This window comes from Pseudomonas sp. S9 (assembly GCF_000222125.1).
Taxonomy (GTDB): domain Bacteria; phylum Pseudomonadota; class Gammaproteobacteria; order Pseudomonadales; family Pseudomonadaceae; genus Aquipseudomonas; species Aquipseudomonas segetis.
Window position 1 is genome coordinate 546,661 of record NZ_AFFX01000001.1, and the last position, 25,010, is coordinate 571,670.

General features: G+C 56.9%; 25 protein-coding genes and 1 pseudogene. 22 read left to right on the top strand and 4 right to left on the bottom strand.

What is annotated here, in order from left to right; translation table 11 throughout:
• Positions 1–63 precede the first annotated feature (63 nt).
• Positions 64–980 (bottom strand): annotated as a pseudogene (locus tag PSES9_RS22915) (pirin family protein).
• 173 nt (positions 981–1,153) lie between these two features.
• On the opposite strand from PSES9_RS22915, the gene PSES9_RS0102515 reads away from it, so the two are divergent.
• Both PSES9_RS0102515 and PSES9_RS0102520 read left to right on the top strand, forming a co-directional pair.
• Entirely contained in the window at positions 1,154–2,197 is a 1,044-nt protein-coding gene (locus PSES9_RS0102515) for an amidohydrolase family protein (RefSeq protein ID WP_010483666.1), read from the top strand.
• Positions 2,198–2,282: 85 nt separating this feature from the next.
• Positions 2,283–2,747 (top strand): DUF3859 domain-containing protein, encoded by a 465-nt coding sequence (locus tag PSES9_RS0102520; protein WP_010483668.1) that lies wholly within the window; start codon positions 2,283–2,285, stop codon positions 2,745–2,747.
• A gap of 67 nt (positions 2,748–2,814) precedes the next feature.
• Here PSES9_RS0102520 and fabB read toward each other — a convergent pair whose 3' ends face one another.
• On the bottom strand, positions 2,815–4,035 hold the full coding sequence (gene fabB, locus PSES9_RS0102525) for a beta-ketoacyl-ACP synthase I (RefSeq protein ID WP_010483670.1): 1,221 nt from the start codon (positions 4,033–4,035) through the stop codon (positions 2,815–2,817).
• Positions 4,036–4,046: 11 nt separating this feature from the next.
• Positions 4,047–4,562 (bottom strand): 3-hydroxyacyl-[acyl-carrier-protein] dehydratase FabA, encoded by a 516-nt coding sequence (gene fabA / locus PSES9_RS0102530; RefSeq protein WP_010483672.1) that lies wholly within the window; start codon positions 4,560–4,562, stop codon positions 4,047–4,049.
• Positions 4,563–5,091: 529 nt separating this feature from the next.
• On the opposite strand from fabA, the gene PSES9_RS0102535 reads away from it, so the two are divergent.
• The 13 genes from PSES9_RS0102535 (at position 5,092) to PSES9_RS0102595 (ending at position 16,584) form a co-directional block, all read left to right on the top strand.
• Positions 5,092–6,114 carry an NAD(P)H-dependent glycerol-3-phosphate dehydrogenase gene (locus PSES9_RS0102535; protein ID WP_010483673.1) on the top strand — a complete coding sequence of 341 codons (1,023 nt, stop codon included), beginning with the start codon at positions 5,092–5,094 and terminating at the stop codon, positions 6,112–6,114.
• 45 nt (positions 6,115–6,159) lie between these two features.
• Positions 6,160–6,507 carry a DUF4389 domain-containing protein gene (locus PSES9_RS0102540; protein ID WP_010483675.1) on the top strand — a complete coding sequence of 116 codons (348 nt, stop codon included), beginning with the start codon at positions 6,160–6,162 and terminating at the stop codon, positions 6,505–6,507.
• The gene (gene sixA / locus PSES9_RS0102545; RefSeq protein WP_010483677.1) at positions 6,507–6,968 is read left to right on the top strand and encodes a phosphohistidine phosphatase SixA; all 462 of its coding nucleotides are present in this window, start codon (positions 6,507–6,509) and stop codon (positions 6,966–6,968) included. Before PSES9_RS0102540 ends, sixA begins: the two co-directional genes overlap by 1 nt.
• Before the next feature lie 295 nt (positions 6,969–7,263).
• Positions 7,264–8,931, top strand: coding sequence for an AMP-binding protein (locus tag PSES9_RS0102550; protein ID WP_010483679.1), 1,668 nt, complete (start codon positions 7,264–7,266; stop codon positions 8,929–8,931).
• A gap of 81 nt (positions 8,932–9,012) precedes the next feature.
• A complete protein-coding gene (locus PSES9_RS0102555; protein WP_010483681.1) occupies positions 9,013–9,453 on the top strand; it encodes a hotdog fold thioesterase in 441 nt (146 codons plus the stop codon).
• A 99-nt stretch (positions 9,454–9,552) separates the two neighbouring features.
• Positions 9,553–10,362 (top strand): AraC family transcriptional regulator, encoded by an 810-nt coding sequence (locus PSES9_RS0102560; protein WP_010483683.1) that lies wholly within the window; start codon positions 9,553–9,555, stop codon positions 10,360–10,362.
• A gap of 31 nt (positions 10,363–10,393) precedes the next feature.
• Positions 10,394–11,050 (top strand): LysE family translocator, encoded by a 657-nt coding sequence (locus tag PSES9_RS0102565; RefSeq protein WP_010483685.1) that lies wholly within the window; start codon positions 10,394–10,396, stop codon positions 11,048–11,050.
• Between the two features lie 86 nt (positions 11,051–11,136).
• On the top strand, positions 11,137–11,958 hold the full coding sequence (locus PSES9_RS0102570) for an alpha/beta fold hydrolase (protein WP_010483687.1): 822 nt from the start codon (positions 11,137–11,139) through the stop codon (positions 11,956–11,958).
• Positions 11,955–12,824, top strand: coding sequence for an alpha/beta fold hydrolase (locus PSES9_RS0102575; RefSeq protein ID WP_010483689.1), 870 nt, complete (start codon positions 11,955–11,957; stop codon positions 12,822–12,824). Before PSES9_RS0102570 ends, PSES9_RS0102575 begins: the two co-directional genes overlap by 4 nt.
• Positions 12,825–12,874: 50 nt before the next feature.
• Positions 12,875–13,537 carry a glutathione S-transferase family protein gene (locus tag PSES9_RS0102580; protein ID WP_010483690.1) on the top strand — a complete coding sequence of 221 codons (663 nt, stop codon included), beginning with the start codon at positions 12,875–12,877 and terminating at the stop codon, positions 13,535–13,537.
• A gap of 35 nt (positions 13,538–13,572) precedes the next feature.
• The gene (locus tag PSES9_RS0102585) at positions 13,573–14,346 is read left to right on the top strand and encodes a DUF4892 domain-containing protein (protein WP_238530353.1); all 774 of its coding nucleotides are present in this window, start codon (positions 13,573–13,575) and stop codon (positions 14,344–14,346) included.
• 117 nt (positions 14,347–14,463) lie between these two features.
• Positions 14,464–15,552 carry an AI-2E family transporter gene (locus PSES9_RS0102590; RefSeq protein WP_010483692.1) on the top strand — a complete coding sequence of 363 codons (1,089 nt, stop codon included), beginning with the start codon at positions 14,464–14,466 and terminating at the stop codon, positions 15,550–15,552.
• Between the two features lie 204 nt (positions 15,553–15,756).
• Positions 15,757–16,584, top strand: a complete 828-nt coding sequence (locus PSES9_RS0102595; protein WP_010483693.1) for a 5'-nucleotidase, lipoprotein e(P4) family — start codon at positions 15,757–15,759, stop codon at positions 16,582–16,584.
• Positions 16,585–16,705: 121 nt separating this feature from the next.
• On the opposite strand, the gene PSES9_RS0102600 is transcribed toward PSES9_RS0102595, so the two are convergent.
• Positions 16,706–17,737 (bottom strand): patatin-like phospholipase family protein, encoded by a 1,032-nt coding sequence (locus tag PSES9_RS0102600; RefSeq protein ID WP_010483694.1) that lies wholly within the window; start codon positions 17,735–17,737, stop codon positions 16,706–16,708.
• Between the two features lie 110 nt (positions 17,738–17,847).
• Between PSES9_RS0102600 and selD the strand changes: the two genes are divergently transcribed.
• The 7 genes from selD (at position 17,848) to PSES9_RS0102635 (ending at position 24,995) form a co-directional block, all read left to right on the top strand.
• Complete coding sequence (selD, locus tag PSES9_RS0102605) at positions 17,848–18,882, top strand: selenide, water dikinase SelD (RefSeq protein WP_010483696.1); 1,035 nt, start codon at positions 17,848–17,850, stop codon at positions 18,880–18,882.
• Complete coding sequence (mnmH, locus tag PSES9_RS0102610) at positions 18,882–19,982, top strand: tRNA 2-selenouridine(34) synthase MnmH (protein ID WP_010483698.1); 1,101 nt, start codon at positions 18,882–18,884, stop codon at positions 19,980–19,982. Before selD ends, mnmH begins: the two co-directional genes overlap by 1 nt.
• Before the next feature lie 77 nt (positions 19,983–20,059).
• The gene (locus PSES9_RS0102615; RefSeq protein ID WP_010483699.1) at positions 20,060–20,338 is read left to right on the top strand and encodes a hypothetical protein; all 279 of its coding nucleotides are present in this window, start codon (positions 20,060–20,062) and stop codon (positions 20,336–20,338) included.
• Positions 20,339–20,373: 35 nt separating this feature from the next.
• Positions 20,374–20,982 (top strand): flavin reductase family protein, encoded by a 609-nt coding sequence (locus tag PSES9_RS0102620; RefSeq protein ID WP_010483702.1) that lies wholly within the window; start codon positions 20,374–20,376, stop codon positions 20,980–20,982.
• A 142-nt stretch (positions 20,983–21,124) separates the two neighbouring features.
• Positions 21,125–22,042, top strand: coding sequence for an AAA family ATPase (locus tag PSES9_RS0102625; protein WP_010483706.1), 918 nt, complete (start codon positions 21,125–21,127; stop codon positions 22,040–22,042).
• Complete coding sequence (locus PSES9_RS0102630; RefSeq protein ID WP_010483708.1) at positions 22,039–23,016, top strand: DUF58 domain-containing protein; 978 nt, start codon at positions 22,039–22,041, stop codon at positions 23,014–23,016. The genes PSES9_RS0102625 and PSES9_RS0102630 overlap by 4 nt, the downstream gene beginning before the upstream one ends.
• The gene (locus PSES9_RS0102635) at positions 23,013–24,995 is read left to right on the top strand and encodes a transglutaminase TgpA family protein (protein WP_010483710.1); all 1,983 of its coding nucleotides are present in this window, start codon (positions 23,013–23,015) and stop codon (positions 24,993–24,995) included. Before PSES9_RS0102630 ends, PSES9_RS0102635 begins: the two co-directional genes overlap by 4 nt.
• Positions 24,996–25,010 lie beyond the last annotated feature (15 nt).

A 25,010-nucleotide genomic window follows, 5' to 3' on the forward strand; every position in this document is an offset into this window, starting at 1 on the left:
ACTGGCTGCGTTTTTTATAGGCTGGCGAAAGGGGGCTAGGGCTTGTGGTGGAGTGAGCCGCAGTCAGCCTTGGCCAGGCAGTTCGATACGTGCTGTTTCACCTGGCACAGACGGCCACTGCTGGGCGGCCCAATTTTGTCGTGCCTGCTCGATCAGTTGCGGGTCGCTGGAGACGAAGTTCCAGTTCATCCGTCTTGGGCCGAGTGGCTCGCCACCAATAATCACCAGGTGACAGGTGGAGCAGGCCAGCAGCGTCAATGCTTCGGATTCAGGCAAGACCGTCAGTGCGCGTACGGTCAGGTCGCTGCAACCCAGTTGCGCATCACCCTCAAGCAGGTATATCGCCCGTTCGCGGTGCTCGGCGGGAATGGCCAGGCTGGCGCCCGCGACCAGTTTGACTTCGGCATAGAGGGTGGCTGACTTGACCGGCACCGGTGACTCCAGGCAAAAGCCATGGCCTGCGATCATGCAGATTTCAACGCCCATGCTTTCACTACGCGGCAGGGTTTCGGCGCGATGGTGGCTGTAGCTTGGTTCATCAAGTTGATTGGCTTCGGGTAGTGCCAGCCAGACTTGCAGGCCATTCAGGGTCGAACCTGCCTTGAGCAAGGCATGCGGGGTTCTTTCGACATGGGCAGGTTCGAACCTGCCTTGAGCAAGGCATGCGGGGTTCTTTCGACATGGGCGATCTGCTTGCCGGCCGTCATCCAGCTGACATCACCGGGCTGTACCAGCTGGTCGGAACCGAGGCTGTCCTTGTGCTGCAACTGGCCTTCAAACAGGTAGGTCAGTGTCGACAGGCCAATATGCGGGTGCTGGTTGATATTCATCCCGCTGCCGGCCGCATAGTTGTGCTCGAGCATGTGATCGAAGAACACGAAGGGGCCGACGCTGCGGCATTTGGCCGAAGGAAGAGGGCGCAGTATGGGCTGCCCTTCAATCTCTTCCAGACGCGGCTGAATTACTTGAAGCTCACTCATTCACTGCTCTCCAAAATGACGGCAATACGTGCTCATTGCGCCACTTAATCCATACTTGGGCTTAGATAATGCCTTGGCTCACTGACTTCTTGTAACAATGGGCGTTATTGCCGGCTGAACTCTCCAGAGCTTAACTGACTCTATCTAAATCACGTTATAGGGAGTATTCGCGTTTGTCATTATTTCGCCTGGGTATAGCTGCATTGATTGCAGCCAGCGCTACAAGTACGGTTGAGGCACGGGATTATCGCTTCAGCGATGCGCACCTGCATTTCGTTGATTTCTTCCAGGAAAGCGCGGGGCTTGATGACCTGGTCGCCAATATGGCCGCAGCCAATATCGAGCATGTGATGCTCTCGGGTATTCCTGTTGCCAAGAAATGGCACGAGGACGAGCCCAAGCGCCCTCGTTATTACGCCGGTGATGATGCCAATGCCTATTGGTACAGCGCGACCGATACCTTGATTGCCCATGCATATAACAAACTCCCCGCCGAGCAACGCCGGCGCTTTCATCCGTTTTTGTCCGGTTTCAATCCGAATGACAAGAATGCCGATGCCTTGGTGCGCAAGACCCTGGAGCTTGACCCAGGGCTGTGGCAGGGCATAGGTGAGATATTTACCCGTCACGACGATCTCACGGCGTTGATCGAGGGTGATACGCCGCGCGCCAATAACGAGGCGTTGTCGAGGATCTATCACTTGGCGGCAGAGTACGATTTGCCGGTCATGCTGCACTCTAATATCACCTCCAAGCGCGAGCGCAACCCGCTGTACCTGCCAGAAATCGAAGAGCCATTGCGCAATCATCCAAGCGTACGTTTCATCTGGGCCCATGCTGGCACCAGCATGGAGATTCACCGTCACCAGACCAAGCTGGATTTCCTCTTGCCAACGCTCGAGCGCATGCTCAAGACCTATCCCAACCTGTATATCGATCTGTCGTGGACAGTCGCCCATCCCTACTTGCTGGACAAAGAGGGAAACCCGGATCCCGAATGGGTCAGGCTTGTCAGCAGTTACCCGGCGCGCTTTATGTTGGGCTCCGATGTGGTTGGGCGCTTTGACAGTCTCAAGGAGTACATGGACAGCTTCGTGCCGTTTCTGGATGCCTTGCCCGCAGATGTGGCGCAGAAAGTGGCACATGACAACTTTCTCGCAGTCCTGCCGCGCACCGTTCAGGCTGAGCTTGCCGAGCAGCAACCCAGCGCCGAGTGACCCTGTGGGCTGAAAATATGCAGGCTGTCATTGTCTTGTCATGCTGGCGTCATAGGCTCGCGCCATCGAAAACAAGGAGCGAGACATGTATTGCATTCGTATTGGCGCCGCTGTGGCACTGACAATGATGGCTGGGCTTGTGCACGCGCAGGTGCGCGTCGAAGGGCCGGTCGAATACGGTGTGTTTGCCACTCAATACAAAGACTTCAAGCCCGGTGAGCGTGTACTGACGCGAGCCAATCAAGAAATCGAAACCACTGACAGCGTGCCAGCCAAGTTGGGCACCAAGTTTGGTATGCGCTATAAGCTGGCTGGCAAGACTGTCGATGGCGAGCCGCTGACACTGCTCTACCTTACCCCTGGTGTGAACAGCCCTGATGGCCAGCGTCACGACAAGTTCGTGGTGACGCAAAAGCTGGCGCCCGGTGCTGTGCTGGACACCATGGCGTTTGAGTTTACCGAGCCTTATGAAGTGGTTCCGGGGCAGTGGCAGTTCATGGTTTTTCAGGGTGATCGCAAGCTCGCCGAGCAAAAATTCACTGTACGTTGAGTTAAATCGCGGGCAGCAAAAAGGGAGCCATTGGCTCCCTTTTTAGTGTCGCAGGCTCAGCAACAGCCTACTTGCCAGTCCAGCGCTTCATCACCAATGTTGCGTTGGTGCCGCCAAAACCGAAGCTGTTGCTCATCACAGTGTTGATCTGTGCGTTCTCCTCGGTTTTCAGCAGGATTGGCATATCCGCAACTTCCGGGTCCAGTTCATCGATGTTTGCTGAGCCGGCGATGAAATTGCCTTCCATCATCAGCATGCAATAGATGGCTTCCTGAACGCCAGCAGCGCCAAGCGAGTGGCCGGACAGACTCTTGGTCGAGCTGATCGCCGGTGCTTTGTCGGCAAACACTTCGCGCACGCCACGCATCTCAGCGATGTCGCCAACCGGTGTCGAGGTGCCGTGGGTGTTGAGATAGTCGATAGGCGTGTCAACGGTGGACAACGCTTGCTTCATGCAACGGATAGCACCTTCGCCACTTGGGGCGACCATGTCGTAGCCGTCAGAAGTTGCGCCATAGCCAACGACTTCAGCGTAGATTTTTGCGCCGCGGGCGAGGGCGTGCTCGAGTTCTTCGACCACAACCATGCCGCCACCGCCAGCGATGACAAAACCATCACGTTTGGCGTCATATGCGCGGGACGCTTTTTCCGGGGTGTCGTTGTATTGTGTCGAGAGCGCGCCCATTGCATCAAACAGGCAGCTCTGGCTGTAGTGCTCTTCTTCACCACCGCCGGCAAAAACCACGTCCTGCTTGCCGAGCTGGATCTGCTCCATGGCCTGGCCGATGCAGTGGGCACTGGTCGCACAGGCAGAGGAGATCGAGAAGTTGACGCCCTTGATCTTGAACGGAGTGGCCAGGCAGGCTGAAACAGTGCTGCCCATGGTGCGGGTCACGCGGTACGGGCCAATGCGCTTGACGCCTTTTTCGCGCAGGGTATCGATGGCTTCCATCTGGTTGACGGTCGAGGCACCACCAGAGCCGGCAATCAGGCCGGTGCGCGGGTTGGAAACCTGCTCTTCAGTCAGCCCGGAATCCTTGATCGCCTCAGCCATGGACAAGTAAGCGTAGGCCGCCGCGTCACCCATGAATCGGATGAGCTTGCGGTCGATCAATTCTTCGAGGTTCAGATCAATCGAGCCGGAAATGTGGCTGCGTAGGCCCATTTCAGCGTATTGCGGATTGAAGCGAATGCCAGAACGACCCGCGCGCAGGTTGGCGGAGACTGTTTCTTTGTCATTGCCCAGGCAAGAAACGATGCCGAGGCCGGTAATTACGACGCGACGCATGGAAAAATCCTTTAGAAACTGTCAGTGTAGGTGAACAGGCCGACGCGCAAGCCTTCGGCACTGTAAATCTCGCGGCCATCAACGCTGACCGTGCCATCTGCGATAGCCAGGATCAGCGAGCGAGTGATGGTGCGCTTAATGTGAATGTTGTAGGTGACCTTCTTGGCCGTAGGTAAAACCTGGCCGAAGAATTTGACTTCGCCTGAACCCAGCGCACGACCGCGGCCGGGGTTTCCTTGCCAGCCCAGGTAAAAGCCAACCAGCTGCCACATGGCATCAAGGCCCAGGCAGCCAGGCATCACTGGATCGCCTTCGAAGTGGCAGCCAAAGAACCACAGGTCTGGGTGGATATCGAGCTCAGCGACGATCTCGCCCTTACCGTACTTACCGCCAGCTTCGCTGATATGAACGATGCGGTCCATCATCAGCATGTTAGGGGCGGGCAGTTGCGCATTACCCTCGCCGAACAGTTCGCCGCGGCTGCAGCGCAACAGGTCTTCTTGGGTGAAGGCGTTTTGTTTGGTCATGCGAGCTCCTCAATAATCCCATGCTCCATGGCTGGGCAAGTCGTTCGGGCTGGTCACGCGACAGGTCGCAGGCCAGCTTGCTTACACTAATAGACTGCTAGGTCGCCATGAAAGTCACAGCTTATAGTGTACAGTTGTACTCTGCTTGCCAATTGTAGCCTGAAAGCACATTTTAGTTGTTAGCTGAGCGTTCGCCTCTAGCACTTTAGTCACTCGCTGGCGGTTAGTTTAAGTCACCACAAGCCTTAATTGTATGAAGCCTGCAGTGCTCAATCGTTCACTTGCAATCGGTGCAGCCTGCGTGCCAAGCCCGCTTTGGGTTTCAACCTAGCAGAATTACCCGGTGTGTCATGCATTGCTTCGACGCCAGGGCGATAAACTGTAACGCCATGCTGCTATTAGTCTTGGCTGGGCATGTGGTTTTAGCTGTCGTGCAGCCTATCTCGTTCCGGTTTGGGCTAGCCGCTGGGCCTTTGGCCCGTATAATGCGTTCAGAATGCCAGTGTAAATGGCGCACAACGGATTTTTTATGACAGAGCAACAACCTATCGCCGTCTTGGGTGGCGGCAGTTTCGGCACGGCTATCGCAAACCTCTTGGCTGAAAACGGCCAGCGCGTTTTGCATTGGATGCGCGACGAGACTCAGGTCGAAGCGATATTGGCCACGCGCGAGAATCCACGCTACCTCAAGGGGATTAAAATTCATCCGGCTGTGGAGCCGTTGAGCGATTTGCAGTCAACCGTCGAACGTTGTGAATTGATTTTCGTCGCCTTGCCATCCAGCGCACTGCGGCAAGTGTTGCAGCCTGTCGCGCCGTTGCTTGGCGGTAAAATGCTGGTGAGCACCACCAAGGGTATTGAAGCCAAGAGCTTCAAGCTGATGAGCCAGATTATTGAAGAAATTGCACCGAATGCGTGCATTGGTGTCATTTCCGGGCCGAATCTGGCGAAGGAAGTAGCAGTTGGTGCCTTGACTGCCACAGTGGTAGCCAGTGAAAACGAAGCCTTGTGCCAGCGTGTACAAGAGGTTCTGCACGGCAAGACCTTCCGTGTATACGCCAGTAATGATCGCTTCGGTGTCGAGCTGGGCGGGGCCTTGAAAAACGTCTACGCGATCATCGCGGGCATGGCTGCGGCCATGGACATGGGCGAGAACACCAAAAGCATGCTGATCACCCGCGCCTTGGCTGAAATGACCCGCTTTGCCGTGCAACTGGGGGCCAATCCGATGACTTTTCTGGGGTTGGCGGGCGTTGGCGATTTAATTGTGACCTGTTCTTCGCCCAAGAGCCGCAATTATCAGGTTGGCTTCGCCTTGGGCGAGGGGCTCAGCCTTGATGACGCCGTGGCGCGCCTGGGCGAGGTTGCCGAAGGCGTCAATACGATCAAGGTACTCAAGGCCAAAGCTGACGAAATGGAGGTTTACATGCCTCTGGTTAGTGGCTTGTACGCCATCTTGTTTGGCGGGCGTACATTGGGCCAGGTGATTGATAAATTGATGCAGGCCGAACCCAAGACAGACGTCGACTTTATTTCCACCACCGGTTTTTAGGCAGCCCTTGAGCGGGTTGCGTCCAGATTATTCAGGGAGAATCACATGGCTGAGAAAAATACCCTTATCGAGCGCGAGTCACTGCTGCTCAGGATCCTTTGGATGGTGCTGTTCAGCATTATCTGGCAAGCCGTGGTCGTGGTGCTGGGGGTGACGGTCGTGGTGCAGTTGGCCTACCGCCTGTTCTACGGCGCGCCCAGCAAGACACTGCTTTCCTTTGGTGACAGCCTGAGTCAGTACCTGGCGCAGATTGGGCGTTTCGGCACCTTCAATACCGAGGCCAAGCCCTGGCCGTTTTCCGATTGGCCAACCCCGCAAGCCCCCCAAGGAGAGGCCCCGCATTCAGTTGAACCTGCGCCGCATCCGGTGCGCGACGAAGAGCCCAAGTTGTAATGCGTTTGTGGTTGTTGCGCCACGGTGAGGCGCAGCCACAGGCTGCCACTGATGCTGCCCGTGCCTTGACTGCGCACGGCTGCGATCAGGTGCGCAAGGCGGCGCTGCAGCTTGAGGGGCGTCCCATTCGGCAGATCATTGCCAGCCCATACCTGCGTACCCAGCAGACGGCGGCCCTGGTTGCCGAGACGCTAGGCTACGGCTCCCCAATCATAACCGCGCCCTGGCTGACGCCTGACGGTCAGTCGCGTAATGTCATTCGCCAACTGGACCGATACGCCGATGAAGAGATCTTGCTGGTGACTCATCAGCCTTTAGTCGGTGATTTGGCGGGCTTGCTGATCCATGGTCATCGCGAACAGCCGCTGCCGATGATGACGGCAAGCCTGGCGGAGCTGGATGGGCCAATGGTTGCTGCCGGAGCCATGGATCTACTGGCCGTGGTTCACGCCCATCATTAAACAGCCGCTGAACAACTATTGCGCCAGATATGAGTGGGGCGGTCGGGGCTTCGTTAAAGAAGTGCCCAGAATGCGTATTTGACGCGCCCATGGTTGTGCGCGGCTTAGGTTGTTAGTGCCGTTGCTCGTTGTGCCTGGCCCGAACATGGCCGCTATCCTTTTAAGCGATTCCTCTAACTGAAATATCACTACACACGGAAACATTTCTTCTCTTGCGGGATGCCTTTGGGCATGAAATAGTCAACCAAGCAATTGCTTGGTTTACCCCGAAAATAATAACAAGGGAAGAAACTTCATGGCTGATGCGTTCCAACTGCCGCTCGATGCCTTCTACCATCGAGAAGCACGGCACCCCGATAAATGCTATTTGGTCCAACCACTGCCGGATGGCAGCCTTGAGAGGCTGAGTTGGGCCGAAGTGGGTGAACAAGCCCGGCGCGCGGCACACTGGCTACGCACCCAGGATTTCCCCCCCGGCAGTCATATCGCAATCATTTCAAAAAACTGTGCGCACTGGATAATCACCGACTTGGCGATCTGGATGGCCGGGCATGTGTCGGTGCCGCTGTACCCCAACCTGACGGCCGAATCGATCAGCCATGTGCTTGAGCATTCTGAGTCGGTACTGGCATTCATTGGCAAGCTTGATAATTGGCCGAGCATGGCACCGGGAATTTCCGACGCCATCCCAACGGTCGCAATGCCGTTGCATCCCGAGGGCCGCTTTGACTTCAGTTGGAGCGACTTGCAGGCTTGTTCACCGATCCAGGACAGCCCGAGCCCGGCCCCGGACCAGCTCGCCACCATCATCTACACCTCGGGCACCACTGGCTTGCCCAAAGGGGTGATGCATAACTTCGGTAATTTCGGTTTTGCCGCGAGCAATGCGCGTACGCTATTTAGTGTCACTGAAGACGACAGGTTGTTGTCCTATCTGCCACTGTGCCATGTCGCCGAGCGCATGTTTATTGAGCTTTCATCCTTCTACGGTGGGCCGACGGTGTTCTTTGCCGCCAGTCTCGATACCTTTCTTGAAGACCTAAAGCGTGCTCGACCGACAGTGTTCTTCGCCGTACCGCGCATCTGGACCAAATTCCAGATGGGGGTCTACAGCAAGATGCCTGCCGAGCGGCTCGGTTTCTTGCTCAAGTTGCCCATCATCGGCCCTGTTGTGGGCAAGAAAGTCCTGACCGGGCTCGGCCTGGATGCGATCCGTTTTGCCTTGTCTGGCGCGGCGCCCGTGCCTGAAGCCTTGCTCAAGTGGTATCAACGCATGGGGCTGGATGTGCTTGAGGTCTATGGCATGACCGAGAATTGCGGTTATTCCCATGTCTGCCGCCCCGGCAAGTATAAAAAAGGCTGGATCGGTCAAAACAGCACGGGTGTCGAGGCGCGAATTGCCGACGATGGCGAGTTGCAGGTGCGCAGCGGGGCAACCATGCAGGGCTATTTCAAAGACCCGGAAAAGACCGCTGAAACTATCACCGAGGATGGCTTTCTGCGCACGGGTGACAAGGGCGAGCAGGATGGCGAGGGCAATTTGCGCCTGACTGGACGAATCAAGGAAATATTCAAGACGAGCAAAGGCAAGTATGTCGCGCCTTCACCGATCGAAAATCGCCTGGCGGTGCATTCGCGCATCGAGCAGGTGTGTGTGGTCGGTGACGGCATGGCCCAGCCCATGGCGCTTTGCGTGCTGTCGGAAACAGGTCGCCAGGATGCAGCCAACAGTAGCCGAAGCGAATTGGAAAGCAGCTTGGTGAAGTTGTTGGAGGAGGTCAATGCACAGCTTGATCAGCACGAACGTTTGCAAGGGCTGGTGTTGGTCAAGGATACCTGGTCGATTGAGAATGGGTTCCTTACGCCCACGCTTAAAATCAAGCGTAATGTGGTCGAGGACACATACTCCAGTCGGTTTGCGGCCTGGAGTGACAGTCGCCAGCCTCTTGTCTGGCACGACTAATTTTGCTGTGAGCAATATTCACCGTTCGTGCTTGATTCAGCTTGATCGGTGGTGATGCCACGTTATGGAAAAGGAACGCATATGAGTCTGTGGCGCCGAACGCCCGATATCGACGGGTTGAATGCAACGCTGAAAAACACCATTGGTGAACAGCTGGATATTCGCTTTGAGTCATTTGACGATGAGTCGATAACCGCGAGCATGGTGGTCGATTCCCGCACCCATCAGCCCTATGGGCTGCTGCATGGCGGTGCATCGGTGGTGCTTGCCGAAACATTGGGTTCTACCGCTAGCTACCAGTGCATCGATGCAGAGAAGTTCTACTGTGTAGGCCTGGAGGTCAATGCCAACCATCTGCGCGCTGTCCGCAGCGGGCGGGTTACAGCCGTTGCGCGAGCCGTCCACCTGGGGCGCTCTACCCATGTGTGGGATATTCGGCTGACAACCGAAGAGGGTAAAACCAGTTGTATTTCGCGATTGACGGTTGCGGTTGTCGCCCAGGGTAGCGAGTTACCAAAGTGAACCGTTAGGGCGCGCGGTTCGGCCAGGCGGTGATTGATCGCGCTGCCCTCTGCAATTTTGTCCAAGATCAGGCTGCTGCAAAGCGTTAAAGTAGCGGCCATGGAACAGACTCAACACATCATCAGTGGCCTACCCGGCGTGCGTTTAATCAACGCCGAGTACCATAACTTTGCCTTTCCCCGGCACTTTCACCTTGAATACCACATCGGTTTGCTGCTGCGCGGGCAGCACCGCTATGTGTGCCAGGGTGAACGCCTGCAGGCGACGGTAGGTGATGCGTTGCTGATGGCGCCCGAGCAAATCCACGACGGTGCAAGCCTCACTGGCGAGGGCTATCGCATTCGCGTGCTTGCCCTTGATCCGCAACGGCTCGAGCAGGCGAGTCGCAGCTTGAGTGATGAGCGCCACGGCACGCCGCGCCTGACCAGTTCCTCCTTGCGCAATGTCCAGCTGCAACGGCAACTGGGCGTGTTGCATGCCTCGCTGGTCAACGGTGATTCGACCCTGGCCCAGGAAAGTAACCTGCTGAGCATGTTTGCGACATTACTGGCTCTCGGCTCGAGCCTGAGGATCAAGGAGCAGGATCAAGGGTTTGACCTGCGCACATGGGGGCGTCTGCGTGAGTGGATGGAGTCACGGCTCGATCAGCCACCGTCTCTGGAAGAGCTGGCCGCGTTTTGCGGCCTGAGTCCATGGCAAGCACTGCGTAGATTCAGTCGCCAGTGTGGCTTGCCGCCACATCAATGGTTGACTCAATTGCGTCTGGAGCGAGCGCTGCCACGGGTTCTACGCGGCGATTCGCTAAGTGACATAGCCCTGCAGCTGGGCTTTTACGATCAAGCGCATTTTTCCCGCCTGTTCCGGCGAACCTACGGTTTGCCCCCAGCAAGGTTGCGTTCAAGCAGCTGACCCGACTTTATTTGATCTTGTGGAGATTGCCATGCAGGAGAGTTCCGTCTTGCTGTCGCTGACGGCTGTGTTTTTGATAGCACTTATCAGTCCAGGACCGGATGTCGCGCTGGTTGTGCGCACCTCGATTCATCAAGGTCGGCGCAGCGGTTTGCTCAGTGCCCTGGGGCTGGCCTGTGGCATTTTGCTGCACGGGATTTTGGTGTTGACCGGCGTGTCATTGCTGCTCAGCCGTTCTCCGCTGCTGTTCAACCTGATCCAGGTCGCTGGTGCGGGTTATCTGGCCTGGCTGGGGTTTGGCGCGCTGCGCTCACGTTTCAGTTCGCCCTCGGCCGCCCAAACCGGGCAGTTCACCCGTGCCCTGGAACCCTCGGTGCTGGGCCCGTGGCTACGCGGCTTTGCCACCAATATCCTCAATCCCAAGGCATTGGTGTTCTTCCTGGCACTGTTGAGCAGCTTGATTCCCGCGCATATGTCGGTGGCAGGTAAACTGGCGGCTGCGAGCATCTTGTTTGTCGTCGGTTTGCTCTGGTTCAGTGCGCTGAGCATCGGCTTTACGCATCGGAGCCTGCAAATGCGCCTGGTGCGCCTGGTGCCCACTATCGATCTATGTTGTGGCGTGGTGTTTCTACTGGTGGCGGTGGCAATCCTGGGGCGTGTAGCCGTGGCTACAGGTGTTTGGCCATAGCACCATCATCACTGGCAATTACGCTCATTGTGATAACCCTCAGGGTGCTGGACAATTCATTCGGTTTTGATTGATTGAGTTAGCCAATGCCCCATCAAACGGTATTTTTTGCCCATGCCAATGGTTTTCCGGCAGCGACCTACACCAAGTTATTTGACGCGCTGGGGCCACACTACAAGGTCGAGCATATCGGCCAGCATGGGCACGACCCCGATTTCCCGGTAAATGCGAACTGGAGCAACCTGGTTCGCGAGCTAATCCATCATCTCGAACAGCGCGAACAGCCGGTGTGGGGAGTAGGGCATTCCCTTGGTGGTGTCTTGCACTATCATGCCGCCCAGTTGCGCCCCGAGTTGTACCTGGGCGTCGCCATGCTCGACTCGCCGCTGTTGACCCTGGCTGATCAGTGGGTGATCCGCGCGGCCAAGCGTTTCGGTTTTATCGATCGCATCACCCCGGCCGGACGAACCATTGGACGACGCGAGGCATTTGCCGATGCCGCCGAGGCACACCGTTATTTCGCGGCCAAGAGCCTGTTCCGCAGGTTCGATCCAGATTGCTTGAGTGCCTATATCGAGCATGGTTTGCAACCAACTGGAACGGGACTGCGCTTGCGCTTTGACCCAGCCACGGAAATCAATATCTATCGCAATGTGCCGCACATCAGCGCTGGCCCTGCACATCAATTGAAAGTGCCATTGGCCATGGTGCGTGGCCAGCATAGCCGGGTGGTTCTTGCGCATCACACGCGGCATGTACGGCGGATACCAAAGGGTGAGTACCTGACAATGCCGGGCGGTCACATGTTTCCCCTGGAACATCCGTTGCAAACGGCGGAGCTGTTAAAGTCATTTTTCCAGCGCTGGGCCGATATCGACAGCCACGATTCAAGTAAGGACACTGCATGAGCTCAAACATCCAGGAGTTGCGGTTGCGTCTGCCGCATATAGAGCTCGCAGCCCAGGTTTATGGGCCCGCCGACGGCAAGCCGGTGCTGGCCCTGCATGGCTGGCTGGATAATGCCGCCACCTTTGCACGCCTTGCGCCCAAGCTGGAGGGGCTGCGAATTGTAGCGCTGGATCTGGCAGGGCATGGTTTATCCGGGCATCGCCCTGCGGGCGTCAGTTATGCGATCTGGGATTATGTCTACGACGTATTGGCTGCGGCTGAATTTCTCGAGTGGGAGACATTCAGCATCATCGGTCATTCAATGGGGGCAATTGTTGGGGTTCTGCTGGCCGGTGCCTTGCCTGAGCGGATTGAGCGCCTGGCGCTGATCGATGGCGTGACTCCCCATACACTCGAGGCTGAAGCTGCTCCGCAGCGCTTTGGCGATGCGTTGATGGCGCAGATGCAATTGGCCAAAAAGCGCAAAACAGTGCATCCCGAATTCAGGCGTGCTGTAGAAATGCGCATGAACGGCATGACCTCGGTCAGCCTTGAGGCTGCGCAACTGTTGGCTGCGCGCGGCTTGGTCGAGGTACCTGGCGGCTATTCATGGAGCGCAGACAGCCGGCTCACATTGCCGTCTAAACTACTATTGACGCAGGCCCAGGCAATGGCATTTGCCAAGCGAGTCGCTTGCCCGGTTAGCTTGGTCGTGGCCGAGCAGGGCATCTTGCTGGGCAAGGCCAAAGCCACCTACGACAAGGTCATGAGCGAGCTTGACTTCGAGGTCACCCAACTGCCGGGAGGACATCACCTGCACCTTGATGACGAACGCGGCGCGCAGCTTGTAGCAGACTGTTTCAATCGCTTCATGCTGTCTTCTTGACTTGGCAAACCGAACTGGGGAATGGTGGTGCCATTGCAATGGAGAAGTACATGATTGATTTCTACACCGCGGCCACACCCAATGGACACAAAGTAGCGATTGCTCTCGAAGAGCTTGGCCTGCCTTACAAGGTGCACGCGTTGAGCTTCGACAAGAAACAGCAGAAAAGCCCGGCCTTTCTTCGCGTCAACCCCAATGGCCGTATCCCGGCAATTGTCGACCGTGATAACGACGATTTTGCGGTGTTTGAGTCCGGTGCGGTCCTGGTCTATCTCGCGGAGAAAACTGGCCGGTTGATTCCGCAAGATGTCAAAGGTCGTTCACGGGTGATGCAGTGGTTGATGTTCCAAATGGGTGGTGTAGGCCCGATGCAAGGCCAGGCCAACGTGTTTTATCGTTATCTGCCCGAGAAAATCCAGGTGGGAATCGATCGCTATCAGCACGAATGCCGGCGTCTATATGAAGTGCTCGATACTCGTCTTGCAGAGGAGGAGTTTTTAGCTGGGGAATACAGCATCGCGGATATCGCGACCTTTCCATGGGTGCGGCTACACGATTGGGCTGGCGTCTCGATTGACGGCCTTGACAGCCTCCAGCGCTGGCTTGATGCCATTGCTCAACGCCCGGCCGTGCAGCGCGGCCTGGCCATTCCACACAGCGAAGATGACGGTGTGAAGGTCGTCAAATCCGCCCAGACAATGTTGGCTCGCTAATGGCTGGTATACGTAGTGTTTGTGTCGCGCTAGCAATGGTATTCAGTTCCGCGGTACTGGCGGATGTGCCGGGCAGCAAGGATTTATCGGTAATGCCGCGCTTTACCGGCAGCCAGATCGTCGATTACAGCGAGCAGGCGGAGCAGGAACGTATCTACCCGCAAGGCTCCATTCGCAGAATTAGTGGCCGTCTGCGCTATGAAAATGAAATTCAACTCAAGGGCGACCTCACCGCAATCACCTATCGATTGCCCGACACACACAGCTCAGATCAGGTATTCAATAGCACCCGGGAAGCGTTGTTGGCCAAGAATGCCCAGATGCTTTATTGGTGTAAGGGACGTGATTGCGGAGGGAGTAGCCTATGGGCTAATTCGGTGTTCTCCAAGTCAATCCTCTATGGGCCGGATGATCAGCAGTCGTTCGCCTTGTTCAGGCTGGCTGAACCGCAACAAGACAGCGTTCTGGCGCTGTACAGCATCACGCGCGGTAATCGCCGGGCCTACCTGCATGCCGAACTGCTCGCCAGTGATAGCGCGCTAGGGGACATATTACCAACGCCAGCAACATTATTACGTCAATTGCGAACCACTGGCGTGTTGAACTTGTCCAACCAGCAGGAGCCAACGCCAGCCTGGGTCGAAGTGTTGTCACGTGCATTGAATTCCGATAGCACCATGCGTGTTAGCCTTGCCGGTAACAATGCTGAAAGCTGGCGTGAGGCATTGGTCGCGCAACGGGTGCGCAGCTCGCGACTTGAGTTGGGCAATGCCGATGTTAGCGGTTTGCAGGTGAATGTATTGCGTTAACCGCTCAAGTATCCCACCCGCCGTAGTTGCGATACCGACCAAGGCAGCCTGATTAACGAGGCCCTGTGTAACCCACAGGGCCTTTGTTCGTTACATTCATATTTTCAGGACATTGAAATGCTCAATAACGATCGCTTGCTGGTGCAGATATTGCTGCTGGCATTGCTGGGCGCAAGCTTGTGGGTACTTGCGCCATTTTGGTCGGCGCTGTTTTGGGCTTCAGTGCTGGCGTTTGCCAGTTGGCCGTTGATGCGCTGGCTCACCCATATGCTAAAGGGCCGTGAGTCATTGGCCGCGGCCATACTCACGCTGTGCTGGATAGTGCTGGTGGCCGTGCCATTGGTCATGCTCGGTTATAACCTGGCCGATCATATTCGCGATGCCACTGGCCTGATCAAGAACCTGCAGGTGACCGGTCTGCCAGCTCCACCTGCATGGATTGCGAACGTGCCCCTGGTTGGGGATCGCCTGGTTTCTCTCTGGATCACCATCGACCAGCAAGGCGCTGCTTTCTTTGCATCGCTGCGACCTTACTTTGGCCAGGTTGGCAACTGGCTCCTGGAGCGCAGCGCGCAGGTTGGCGGAAGCATGCTTGAGCTGGCGTTGAGCCTGGTTCTGGTGTTCTTTTTCTACCGTGATGGCCCGCGCCTTGCCGCTTTTGCCCGCAGCCTGCTCGAGCGCTTGATAGAGGACCGGGCAGATCACTATATCCACTTGATTTCAGGCACTATTCAGCGCGTGGTCAATGGGGTGATTGGTACGGCTGCAGCGCAGGCAGTACTGGCTTACATCGGCTTTTTGATCGCGGGTGTTCCGGGGGCGTTGCTCCTGGCATTACTGACCTTTGGGGCAAGCCTGATCATGTTCCCACCCCTGGTTTGGGCGCCGGCGGTGGCTTGGCTGGCATGGAATGGCGAGGTCGGCATGACGATCTTCCTCGGCATCTGGGGCGTGCTGATCATCAGTGGGGTCGACAATATCCTCAAACCCTACCTCATCAGCCGGGGCGGTAACTTACCGCTGGTGGTGGTGTTGCTCGGCGTTTTTGGCGGCATTCTGACCTTTGGTTTCATGGGGCTGTTTCTGGGGCCGACCTTACTGGCGGTCGCCTACAATCTGGTCACAGACTGGGTGGCTCACGGGCAGCCGAAATTCGAGACCGAAACCGGCGTGGTGATACGCAGCACAGATCAACCCCCGAGCTGAGTCCAGATGATCGTCAATAGGCGGCCGTTCGAGATGTGAGAGCGGTCGCTGGCACCCTAGCGGATGCGGGTTCTGCACTTACATATATGGGCGCGCCAGATTGTTGTGCCTGTGCGGCTTCCTGATTGTGATATGACAGCGGCCGGTGTATGACTGGTTCAGCTTTCGCTGTCCCAAGCGCAAGGCACTACAAGGAATGTATCCATGCCCCATCTCAAGAATGCTATTAGCCTGTCGTTGTTATTGTTGGCTGTACCTGTGGCCAGCGTTAATGCCTCAAGTACCGAACCCGAGGCCCCTGACTCGAACCTGCTGACTGATGCGGTGGCCTGGCGCCAGACTGCGGCGGAATATCGGGCGCTCTATTATCAAGGCTTCAACATTGCAAAGGCGCGCCTGGATCAGGCATTGGCCGAGCAGAAGCCCGGTGACAAAAAACCAGCGATCATCAGTGATATCGACGACACCATTCTCAACAGTAACAGCTATTGGGGCTATTTGATCGCCCAGGATAAAGCGTTTTTCGATGATCCTAGCTGGGTGGCTGACAATGGTCCGACCTTGACCCCGGGCGCTCTGGAGTTCCTGAACTACGCCAAGTCGCGCGGGGTGGAAATCTTCTATGTATCCAGCCGTGATCAGGGCGACAAGACATACGAGTACGCGCTGAATAACCTGCGCAAGTACAAGCTGCCTGATGCCGATGAAGCCCATGTGACCGTTCTGCGCGAAAGCTCGAACAAGGAGCCGGCACAGCACAAGATCGTCGAGCAGTTCAATGTGTTGTTGATGTTGGGTGACAACCTCAATGATTTCGAGCGCAGTTATTATGTCGATACGGTCGAGAAGCGCGCGCAGTTGGTGGACGACAACCATGACAAGTTTGGTGGTCGGTACATCCTCTTTCCTAATCCCACCGACGGCCACTGGATCAAAGCCATATTTGGTGAATCAGAACCTGCCGATACGCCGGCCAACCGGGCCAGGTTTCGCCAGGCGGCTGAGCGTGGGGGCTGGAAACCAGCAAACTGATTGCGCGGCCTAGGAAGGAATATATCCCGCCTGGTGGGATATATTGTGGCGTGGAGCAAGGCTGGGCATTGTTTTACCCAGCCTTATCCATTATGGCTAGCAAGGCTGTGCCTACAGCCGTCTAGTGATCACCGCGCTCATATTTGTCCAGCGTATCCTTGGCAATCTGGCGGCCGAGCATGATCAGTTCGGGGGCCTTGTAGAACTCAAAGAAACGGCATACGCGCTTGGGTACATTGATCAGGATATCCGGCGGATAGCCGGCAATTTTGTACTGCGCCAACGATGCCTGCATCACCTCGAAACTCTGGTTGACCAGCTCCAGCAACGATGCCGGGCCGCCTACGTTGGCAATGCGCGAGCCTGACGCCGACTTGGGTGCTGCATCAGCTTCAGGCTCGGGTGCCGCCGGGGGTTGCTGGTCAGGTTGCAGGATGTATTCATGCTCAAGCGCCGAATCATCCTCGAGCAGCAGCATCTGTTCTTCGCCCTCGGTGGTTTTCCGACGCAAAGTGGGAAGGCGCGAGCCGAGCGATGCCATCATCTGGTCAAAGCGGCCCTTGATTGCTGCAGGGCGCTCAATTACAGGCAGTTGATAGTGTTGCTGGTTGGTGGCATTGAGGTTGACAGCAATAATCAGGTCGCAGTGGCTGGAAACCACAGGAACGATGGGCAAGGGGTTGAGCAGGCCGCCATCGACCAGCATGCGCGAGCCCTGGATTACAGGAGTAAACAAGCTCGGAATGGCTGCGGAGGCGCGCATGGCCTGATGCAAATTACCTTCTTGAAACCAGATTTCCTGCTGGTTGGTGAGGTCGGTTGCCACGGCAGTGAAAGGTATCCTCAGGTCCTCGATCTTGACGTCGCCGACAATTTCCCGGATCTGGCCGAAAACCTTTTCACCGCGAATGGCGCCCAGGCGAAAGCTGACATCCAGTAAGCGCAATACATCCAGGTAGTCCAGGCTTTGCGTCCATTCACTGTATTCTTTGAGTTTTCCGGCAGCATAGATGCCGCCAACCACGGCCCCCATGGAGCAACCCGCGATGCATGCGATGTCGTAGCCACGGGCTTCGAGTTCTTCGATAACACCAATGTGTGCATAACCACGTGCACCACCTGAACCCAAGACCAGGGCGACTCGCTTTTTCACCGTAAATCCCTCATAACGCATTGTTTTGACAACATACCCGCGAGAGGCGCTAGCGCCAAGGCTGTATTTGCTAGAATGTGCCCGCCTGTCGACACGACCAGTGAGAAATTATGAGTGAGCCAATTCGTTTGACCCAATACAGCCACGGCGCCGGTTGTGGCTGCAAAATTTCGCCAAAGGTGCTGGAAGTGATCCTGGCCGGCAGTGGCGCGCAGAATCTCGATCCCAAACTCTGGGTTGGCAATGCCTCTCGCGATGACGCCGCAGTGTACGAGATCGACGCGGAGCGCGGTGTGGTCTCCACCACCGACTTCTTTATGCCAATCGTTGACGACCCTTACGATTTCGGGCGAATCGCGGCGACCAACGCCATTAGCGATATCTATGCAATGGGGGGCGACCCACTGATGGCTATCGCCATTTTGGGCTGGCCGGTCAATGTGCTGGCGCCTGAAGTGGCTCGTGAAGTGATTCGTGGTGGCCGTTCGATTTGTGACGAGGCGGGTATCGCCCTGGCTGGCGGACACTCCATCGATGCACCGGAGCCAATTTTTGGCCTGGCAGTCACAGGCCTGGTTGAAAAGCGCCACATGAAGCGCAATGACACCGCCACGCCTGGCTGCAAGCTTTATCTGAGCAAACCCTTGGGAATCGGCATTCTGACCACCGCCGAGAAGAAAGCCAAGCTGCGCGATGAGGACATCGGCCTGGCGCGCGACTGGATGTGCACCCTGAACAAACCCGGTAGCCGCTTTGCCAAGTTGGCCGGCGTGATGGCCATGACCGACGTTACCGGTTTTGGCCTGCTTGGGCACTTGGTTGAAATGGCCGATGGCAGCGGCCTGACCGCGCGGATCGAATTTGCCAAGGTGCCGCGCCTGTCCAGCGTTGAATATTATCTGGAGCAGGGCTGCATACCGGGTGGGACCTTGCGCAACTTCGACAGCTATGGCGACAAGATTGCGCCACTGCCGCAGCTGTGCAAGTTGCTGTTATGTGATCCGCAAACCAGTGGTGGCTTGTTGGTTGCCGTTAAGCCCGAAGCCGAGGGCGAATTCCTGCAAACGGCCGCCGAGTGTGGTTTGCATCTTGAAGCCATTGGCCAAATGTGTGAGCGACAGAGCCATGCGGTTGAGGTGGTGTAATGCGTGACGACACCAGTGACTACCGCCAGATCTTCCTGCAAGACTCCCCGATGATGGATGCCCGCGCCCCGGTTGAGTTCAGCAAGGGCGCCTTTCCTGGTGCCGTCAACTTGCCATTGATGAACGACATCGAGCGGCAAAAGGTTGGCACCTGCTACAAGCAACACGGCCAGCAAGCCGCAATCGAACTGGGGCACCAACTGGTCAACGGCCAGCTCAAGGCCGATCGCCTGGCGGCCTGGGCGGCTTTTGCCGAGGCCAATCCCGAAGGTTATCTCTATTGCTTTCGAGGCGGCCTGCGCTCGCAGCTCGTGCAGCAGTGGTTGAAATCGGAGCTGGGCATTGCCTACCCGCGGGTAGCGGGCGGCTACAAAGCCATGCGCAATTTCTTGATTGAAACAACTGAACTTGCCATCGAGCAAAGCCGGTTCGTACTGGTCGGCGGCATGACCGGCACGGGCAAGACCGAAGTGGTTGCGCAACTTGAAAACAGCCTGGATCTTGAAGGCCATGCCAACCATCGTGGATCGAGCTTCGGCAAGCGCGCAACGGCTCAGCCCACGCAGATCGATTTTGAAAATGCCTTGGCCATCGACATACTGAAAAAGCGCGAACGCGGTATCAATCAATTCGTACTTGAAGACGAAGGTCGGATTATCGGTCGTTGCTCGCTGCCCCTGTCTCTATATCAAGGCATGCAAGGCTTTGCGCTGGTCTGGCTGGAAGACAGTGTAGAAGGGCGGGTTGAGCGTATCCTCAAGGATTATGTAATAGATCTTCGGGCCGAGTTTGTTCAGTTGCTTGGCGAGGAGGCGGGCTTTGCAGCCTTCGCTGAGCGCCTGCAACAAAGCCTGGCTAATATTCTCAAGCGTTTAGGGGGCGAGCGTTATCAGCGCTTGGCTGCGATCATGGATCAAGCCCTGATTGAACAGCAGGTCAATAATGATGTAAGCCTGCATCGTGGCTGGATTGAAACGCTATTAATCGAGTATTACGACCCTATGTACGTGTTTCAGCATGAGAGCAAGGCCGGGCGTATCGAGTTCAGTGGTGAGCAAGCGGCGGTGGTCGAGTACTTGCGTGAGCGTGCAGCGGGTTGAACTAATTTGCTTTGATAACAATCGCAATCTTCTGCTGGTCCCAGGCCAGCGGGTATATCAAATATTGGAGGAGCACCATGAAAGCATTGATCTGCTTACCCCTAGTCGTTGCGCTGCTGGCCGGTTGTTCTGGCAAAACGGTCAATCGTAATAGTTGCGCCAATCAGTTGGATGCCGCCTGGAAACAGCTTGACCTGGCCAAGGCTGAAGGTTTTGCCGGTACTGTCAGCTACTCCAAGGCCTTGTCATTGTTGACCGCGGCCAAGACCCAGCAGCAATTTGAAGCCTACGAGGGTTGCAGCAGCAAGGCCCAGAAAGCACGCTTTTATATCGACGAGTCCCGCGCAGGCCGTTAATCCACTCGAAACAAACCCTGACAGGGAAATTGCCAATGCGCATTGATTTCACTCAGTTAGCCGCCCTTGATGCCTACCGTTGGCTGGCTTCGACAGTGACTCCACGGCCCATCGCATGGGTTTCAAGTCGTTCAGCTGCGGGCGTGAGCAATCTTGCGCCCTTTAGTTTTTTTCAGGTCATCAGCGATGAGCCGCCGACCTTGCTGGTCAATGTCAATCATCATCCCGACGGCAGCCTGAAAGACACATTGCGCAACGCCCAGGAAACCGGCGAGCTGGTTATCCAACTGGTGTCGTTTGAGCACGCCGAGGCAATGAACGCCAGCTCTGCCATCCTGGAGCATGGTGTCAGCGAGTTTGAGCATTGCGGCATCGCCAGCGTTGCCAGCGAGCGGGTTGCGGTGCCGCGCGTCTCGGGCGCGGCAGTTACCTTTGAGTGCAAGGTTTCGCAGATCCAGCCTTTTCCGCAGCACAACCCGAACTGCAATCTGATTTTTGCCCAGGTACTGCTGGCGCATATCGATGATGCTGTGCTCAATGAAAAAGGCCGGGTCGACCCACATAAACTGGATATAGTCGGGCGCCTGGGTGGCATGTCGTACACCCGTACCCGCGATACCTTCGAGATGATCCGCCCGACTTGACCTGCTGCGCACAGCCACAGACCGGTTGTCCAAAGGGCTATTTGAGGGTGTTGCTCACAGTTTCGTGAGCAAAGGTTACATAGCCCTTTGCCGCAACTGCGGCTGCCAGTAGCATCAGGTTAACTTGTCGTGGGAGTTCATGATGCGCAGCCAGTTGGATGCCTGCCTGAGCGCAGTCAACGAAATACTCTTGGGTAAAGAGCAGCAGGTCAGGCTCGCGCTGGCTTGCCTGCTTGCGCGTGGCCATCTCTTGATCGAGGACTTGCCCGGCATGGGCAAAACCACGCTGAGCCAGGCCTTGGCCAAGGTGCTTGGGCTGAGCTTTCAGCGGATTCAGTTCACCTCTGACTTATTGCCTGGCGATATTCTGGGGACCTCGGTGTTTGATAAGGACACCGGGCAATTTGTCTTTCACCAGGGGCCGATCTTTGCCGAACTGGTCCTGGCGGACGAGATCAACCGCGCCACGCCGAAAAGCCAGAGTGCGTTGCTTGAGGCCATGGAGGAGGGCCAGGTCACCATCGAGGGCGCAACCCGCGCCTTGCCCGATCCATTTTTTGTAATCGCCACCCAGAACCCGGTTAGCCAAGGCGGAACCTTTGCCTTGCCGGAGTCTCAACTCGACCGTTTCCTGATGCGCTTGTCCTTGGGTTATCCCGCCAAGGCGGCTGAAAAGGCCTTGTTGATGGGGGATGCACGGCGCAACCTGTTGCCCAGGCTGGCGCCAATACTCGACCACGCACAGTTAGCCCTCTTGCAAGATGAAGTACCAAAGGTCAGGGTCAGCGATGCCTTGGTCGACTATGTATTGCGCCTGGTAGAGGCAACCCGCACCCAGCCTCAGTTTGCCTGGGGGCTGTCTCCGCGGGCCAGCCTGGCATTGTTGGCTGCTGCTCGGGCCTGGGCACTTCTTGAAGGCCGCGAGTATGTGATACCCGAAGATGTGCAGGCTGTCTTGCCCTCGGTTGTGGGTCACCGCCTACGCGAGCGTGCGGACCCAGCGGGCCACAGCGGCGGTACTTTGGTGCAGTGGTTGTTGCGCGAGGTTGCAGCGATTTGATCCAAGGTCTGCAGTCGCGCTGGAATCGCTGGTTGTCCCGGCGCATTCCCCCAGCGAAAAGCCTGCGCTTGAGCCAGCGGCAAATATTTATCATCCCATCGCGGGTTGGTGCGATGTTTATCCTGGCGTTGATCCTGATGTTGCTGGCCGCGATCAACTATCAAAACAGCCTGGCCTACGGCCTGACGTTTTTACTGGGCTCGGTCTTTATCGTCGCTATCTTGCACACCTACCTCAACCTGAGTGGCTTGATGCTCAAGTCGGGTCCTGCCGAGCCTGTGTTTGTCGGCGAGCATGCGCGTTTCAACGTACGGCTTGAAAGTGAGCGCCGGGCCCATGAGGCGATTGTGCTGGGTTGGCCCTCCCAAGGCATGCTGCAACTGGATGTGGCTGCGTTGTCGGGAAGTGATGTCGAGCTAGGGTTGCCGGCCACGTCGCGTGGCTGGTTACGCCCAGGCAGGGTGCGGGTTGAGAGCAGATTCCCCTTGGGAATTCTGGTGGCCTGGAGTTGGGTCGATCTGGATTTGCAGCTACTGGTTTATCCGCTTCCGGTTGAGGGCGATTTGCCAATTGGCGCAGGGCTTGGTGATGACCCGCAGGAGCAGGGCGCACGGGCTCATGGCAGTGGTGCCGATGATTTCCAAGGGCTCAGGGCGTACCAGCCGAGTGATTCTAAGCGCCGCCTGCATTGGAAAGCCTATTCCCGGGGGCTGGGCTTATTGGTCAAGGACTTTACCGCACTGAGTGGCCGCGATATCAGCCTGGACTTCAGTGCGCTGGCCAGCGATACCGAGGCCCGTCTGTCACTGCTGTGCTATTGGGTGTTGCGGTTGAGCGAGCGCCAGCAACCGTTTTCACTGGCCTTGCCAGGGGTGTATATCGGCGTTGACAGCGGCGAGCAGCATCGCGACAGATGCTTGCGAGCGCTGGCACTATTCGGTTCGAGTTTCGCTGAGCCGGGCGCGCCAGCATGAACAAGCCGCAAAGCATTCCGCGCGTCAGCCTGACATGGCTATTGATTGCCCAGTTGCTGGTCATTATCCCGCACCTTGGTCACTTGCCCCTCTGGGTTGTCGGCCTATGGCTTGGCTGCGCAGCCTGGCGGGTACAGATCTATCGCATGCGCGCCCGGTTTCCCAATGCCTGGTTGAAAGGCGCCTTGATGCTTGCTGCCGGCATTGGTGTCTTTGTTTCACGCGGTAGCCTGGTCGGGCTCGATGCGGGCGTGGTGTTGCTGATTGCCGCTTTTGTCCTGAAACTGGTCGAGGTGCGTACTCGCCGTGATGCCCTCGTGCTTATCTTTCTGGGCTTCTTTACCGTTGTTACCGCCTACTTGTTCGATGACAGCATGCTTTCCGCCATTTTCAGCCTGTTGCCGGTTAGTGCCTTGCTGGCGGCGATGATCGGGCTGCAACAAAGTACGCTGGCCACGCGCCCCTGGGCAACGGCGAAACTGGCCGGCTCACTGCTGCTGCAAGCCTTGCCCTTGATGCTGTTGTTGTTTTTGTTCTTCCCGCGGATGGGGCCTTTATGGTCGCTGCCTGGGGCCAACGCAAAAGGGGTCACCGGTCTTTCGGACAGCATGGCGCCAGCGGATATTGCCGAGCTGAGCCAGTCCAGTGAACTGGCGTTTCGCGCCAGCTTTGAGGGGCAACCGCCGCCCCGGAATCAGCTCTACTGGCGCGCGCTGACACTGGATCGTTTTGACGGCAGACGTTGGTCACAGTCGGGGTTTGCACGGTTGCCACTGCAGCCGTCGTGGCAAAAGCAGGGCGAACCTATCAATTACCAGATCGTCATGCAGCCAAGTGCCAGGCCCTGGTTGTTTAGCCTGGATGTGGCGCAGACCAGCCTTGAAGGCACGCGCATGATGAGTGATTTTCGTCTGCAGCGAAAACAACCGGTGGATCGCTCCCTGCTGTACAACCTGACTTCATGGCCACAGGCGCTGCTGGAGCCTGCAGCCTCGACAGAGCGTTTGCGACGCGCATTGCAGCTGCCGGACGGTGGTGATCCACGCAGCCGCGCCTGGGCACGGCAACTCAAGCAGCAATACCCGCAAGACGAGCAATTGGTGCAAGCGGTGCTGCGCAACTTCAATCGCCAGCCGTTTCACTACACATTGCGGCCCAAAGCGGTCGGGGTTAACAGCATTGATGATTTTCTGTTCGAAACCCGTAGCGGCTTTTGTGCTCACTACGCGGGATCCATGACCTTTGTTTTACGTGCAGCGGGGATTCCGGCGCGGGTGGTTGCGGGCTATCAAGGTGGTGAGCTTAATCCGTCTGGCAATTATCTGCAGGTCCGCCAGTTCGATGCGCACGCCTGGGTGGAATACTGGCAGGCGGGTAAGGGTTGGCTTCGCGTTGATCCGACATTTGAAGTTGCGCCGGAACGTATCGAACTGGGACTGGAAGAAGCCGTGGCGGGGGAAAATAGCTTCCTGGAAAAATCGCCATTTTCACCACTGCGCTATCGGCAGTTGGCGTGGCTCAATCAATTCAGGCTTGCCTGGGATCAAGTCAATTACGACTGGCAACGCTGGGTGCTGGGTTATCAAGGCGCGCAGCAACTGGAGTTGTTTCAGCGCTGGTTCGGCAAGGTCGATGGTCGCTGGTTGGCCTTGTGCCTGGTCGGTGGTGGCGCCATTGTGCTGGCTTTGATTGCGCTGTTTCTATTCAAACCATGGCAGCACCAGCGGGATCAGCAGCAGAGAGTCTTCAGGCGTTTTGAACGCTTGTTGGCGCGCCACGCACTCGTTCGCCAACCGGCAGAAGGGCCACGAGACTTCGCCCGGCGTGCTGCGCAAGCCTTGCCGGGACAAGCCAGGCAGATCCAACAGTTCGCCAGGGCTTTCGAGGCCCAGCGCTATGGCGGTCAAGGCCAATCCCTGGCGATTCTTGAACAGCATCTTCGGGCGTTGCGCAGGGCATTGCCTTGGCGTTTGACCTAGTGTTTGGCGAGTTGG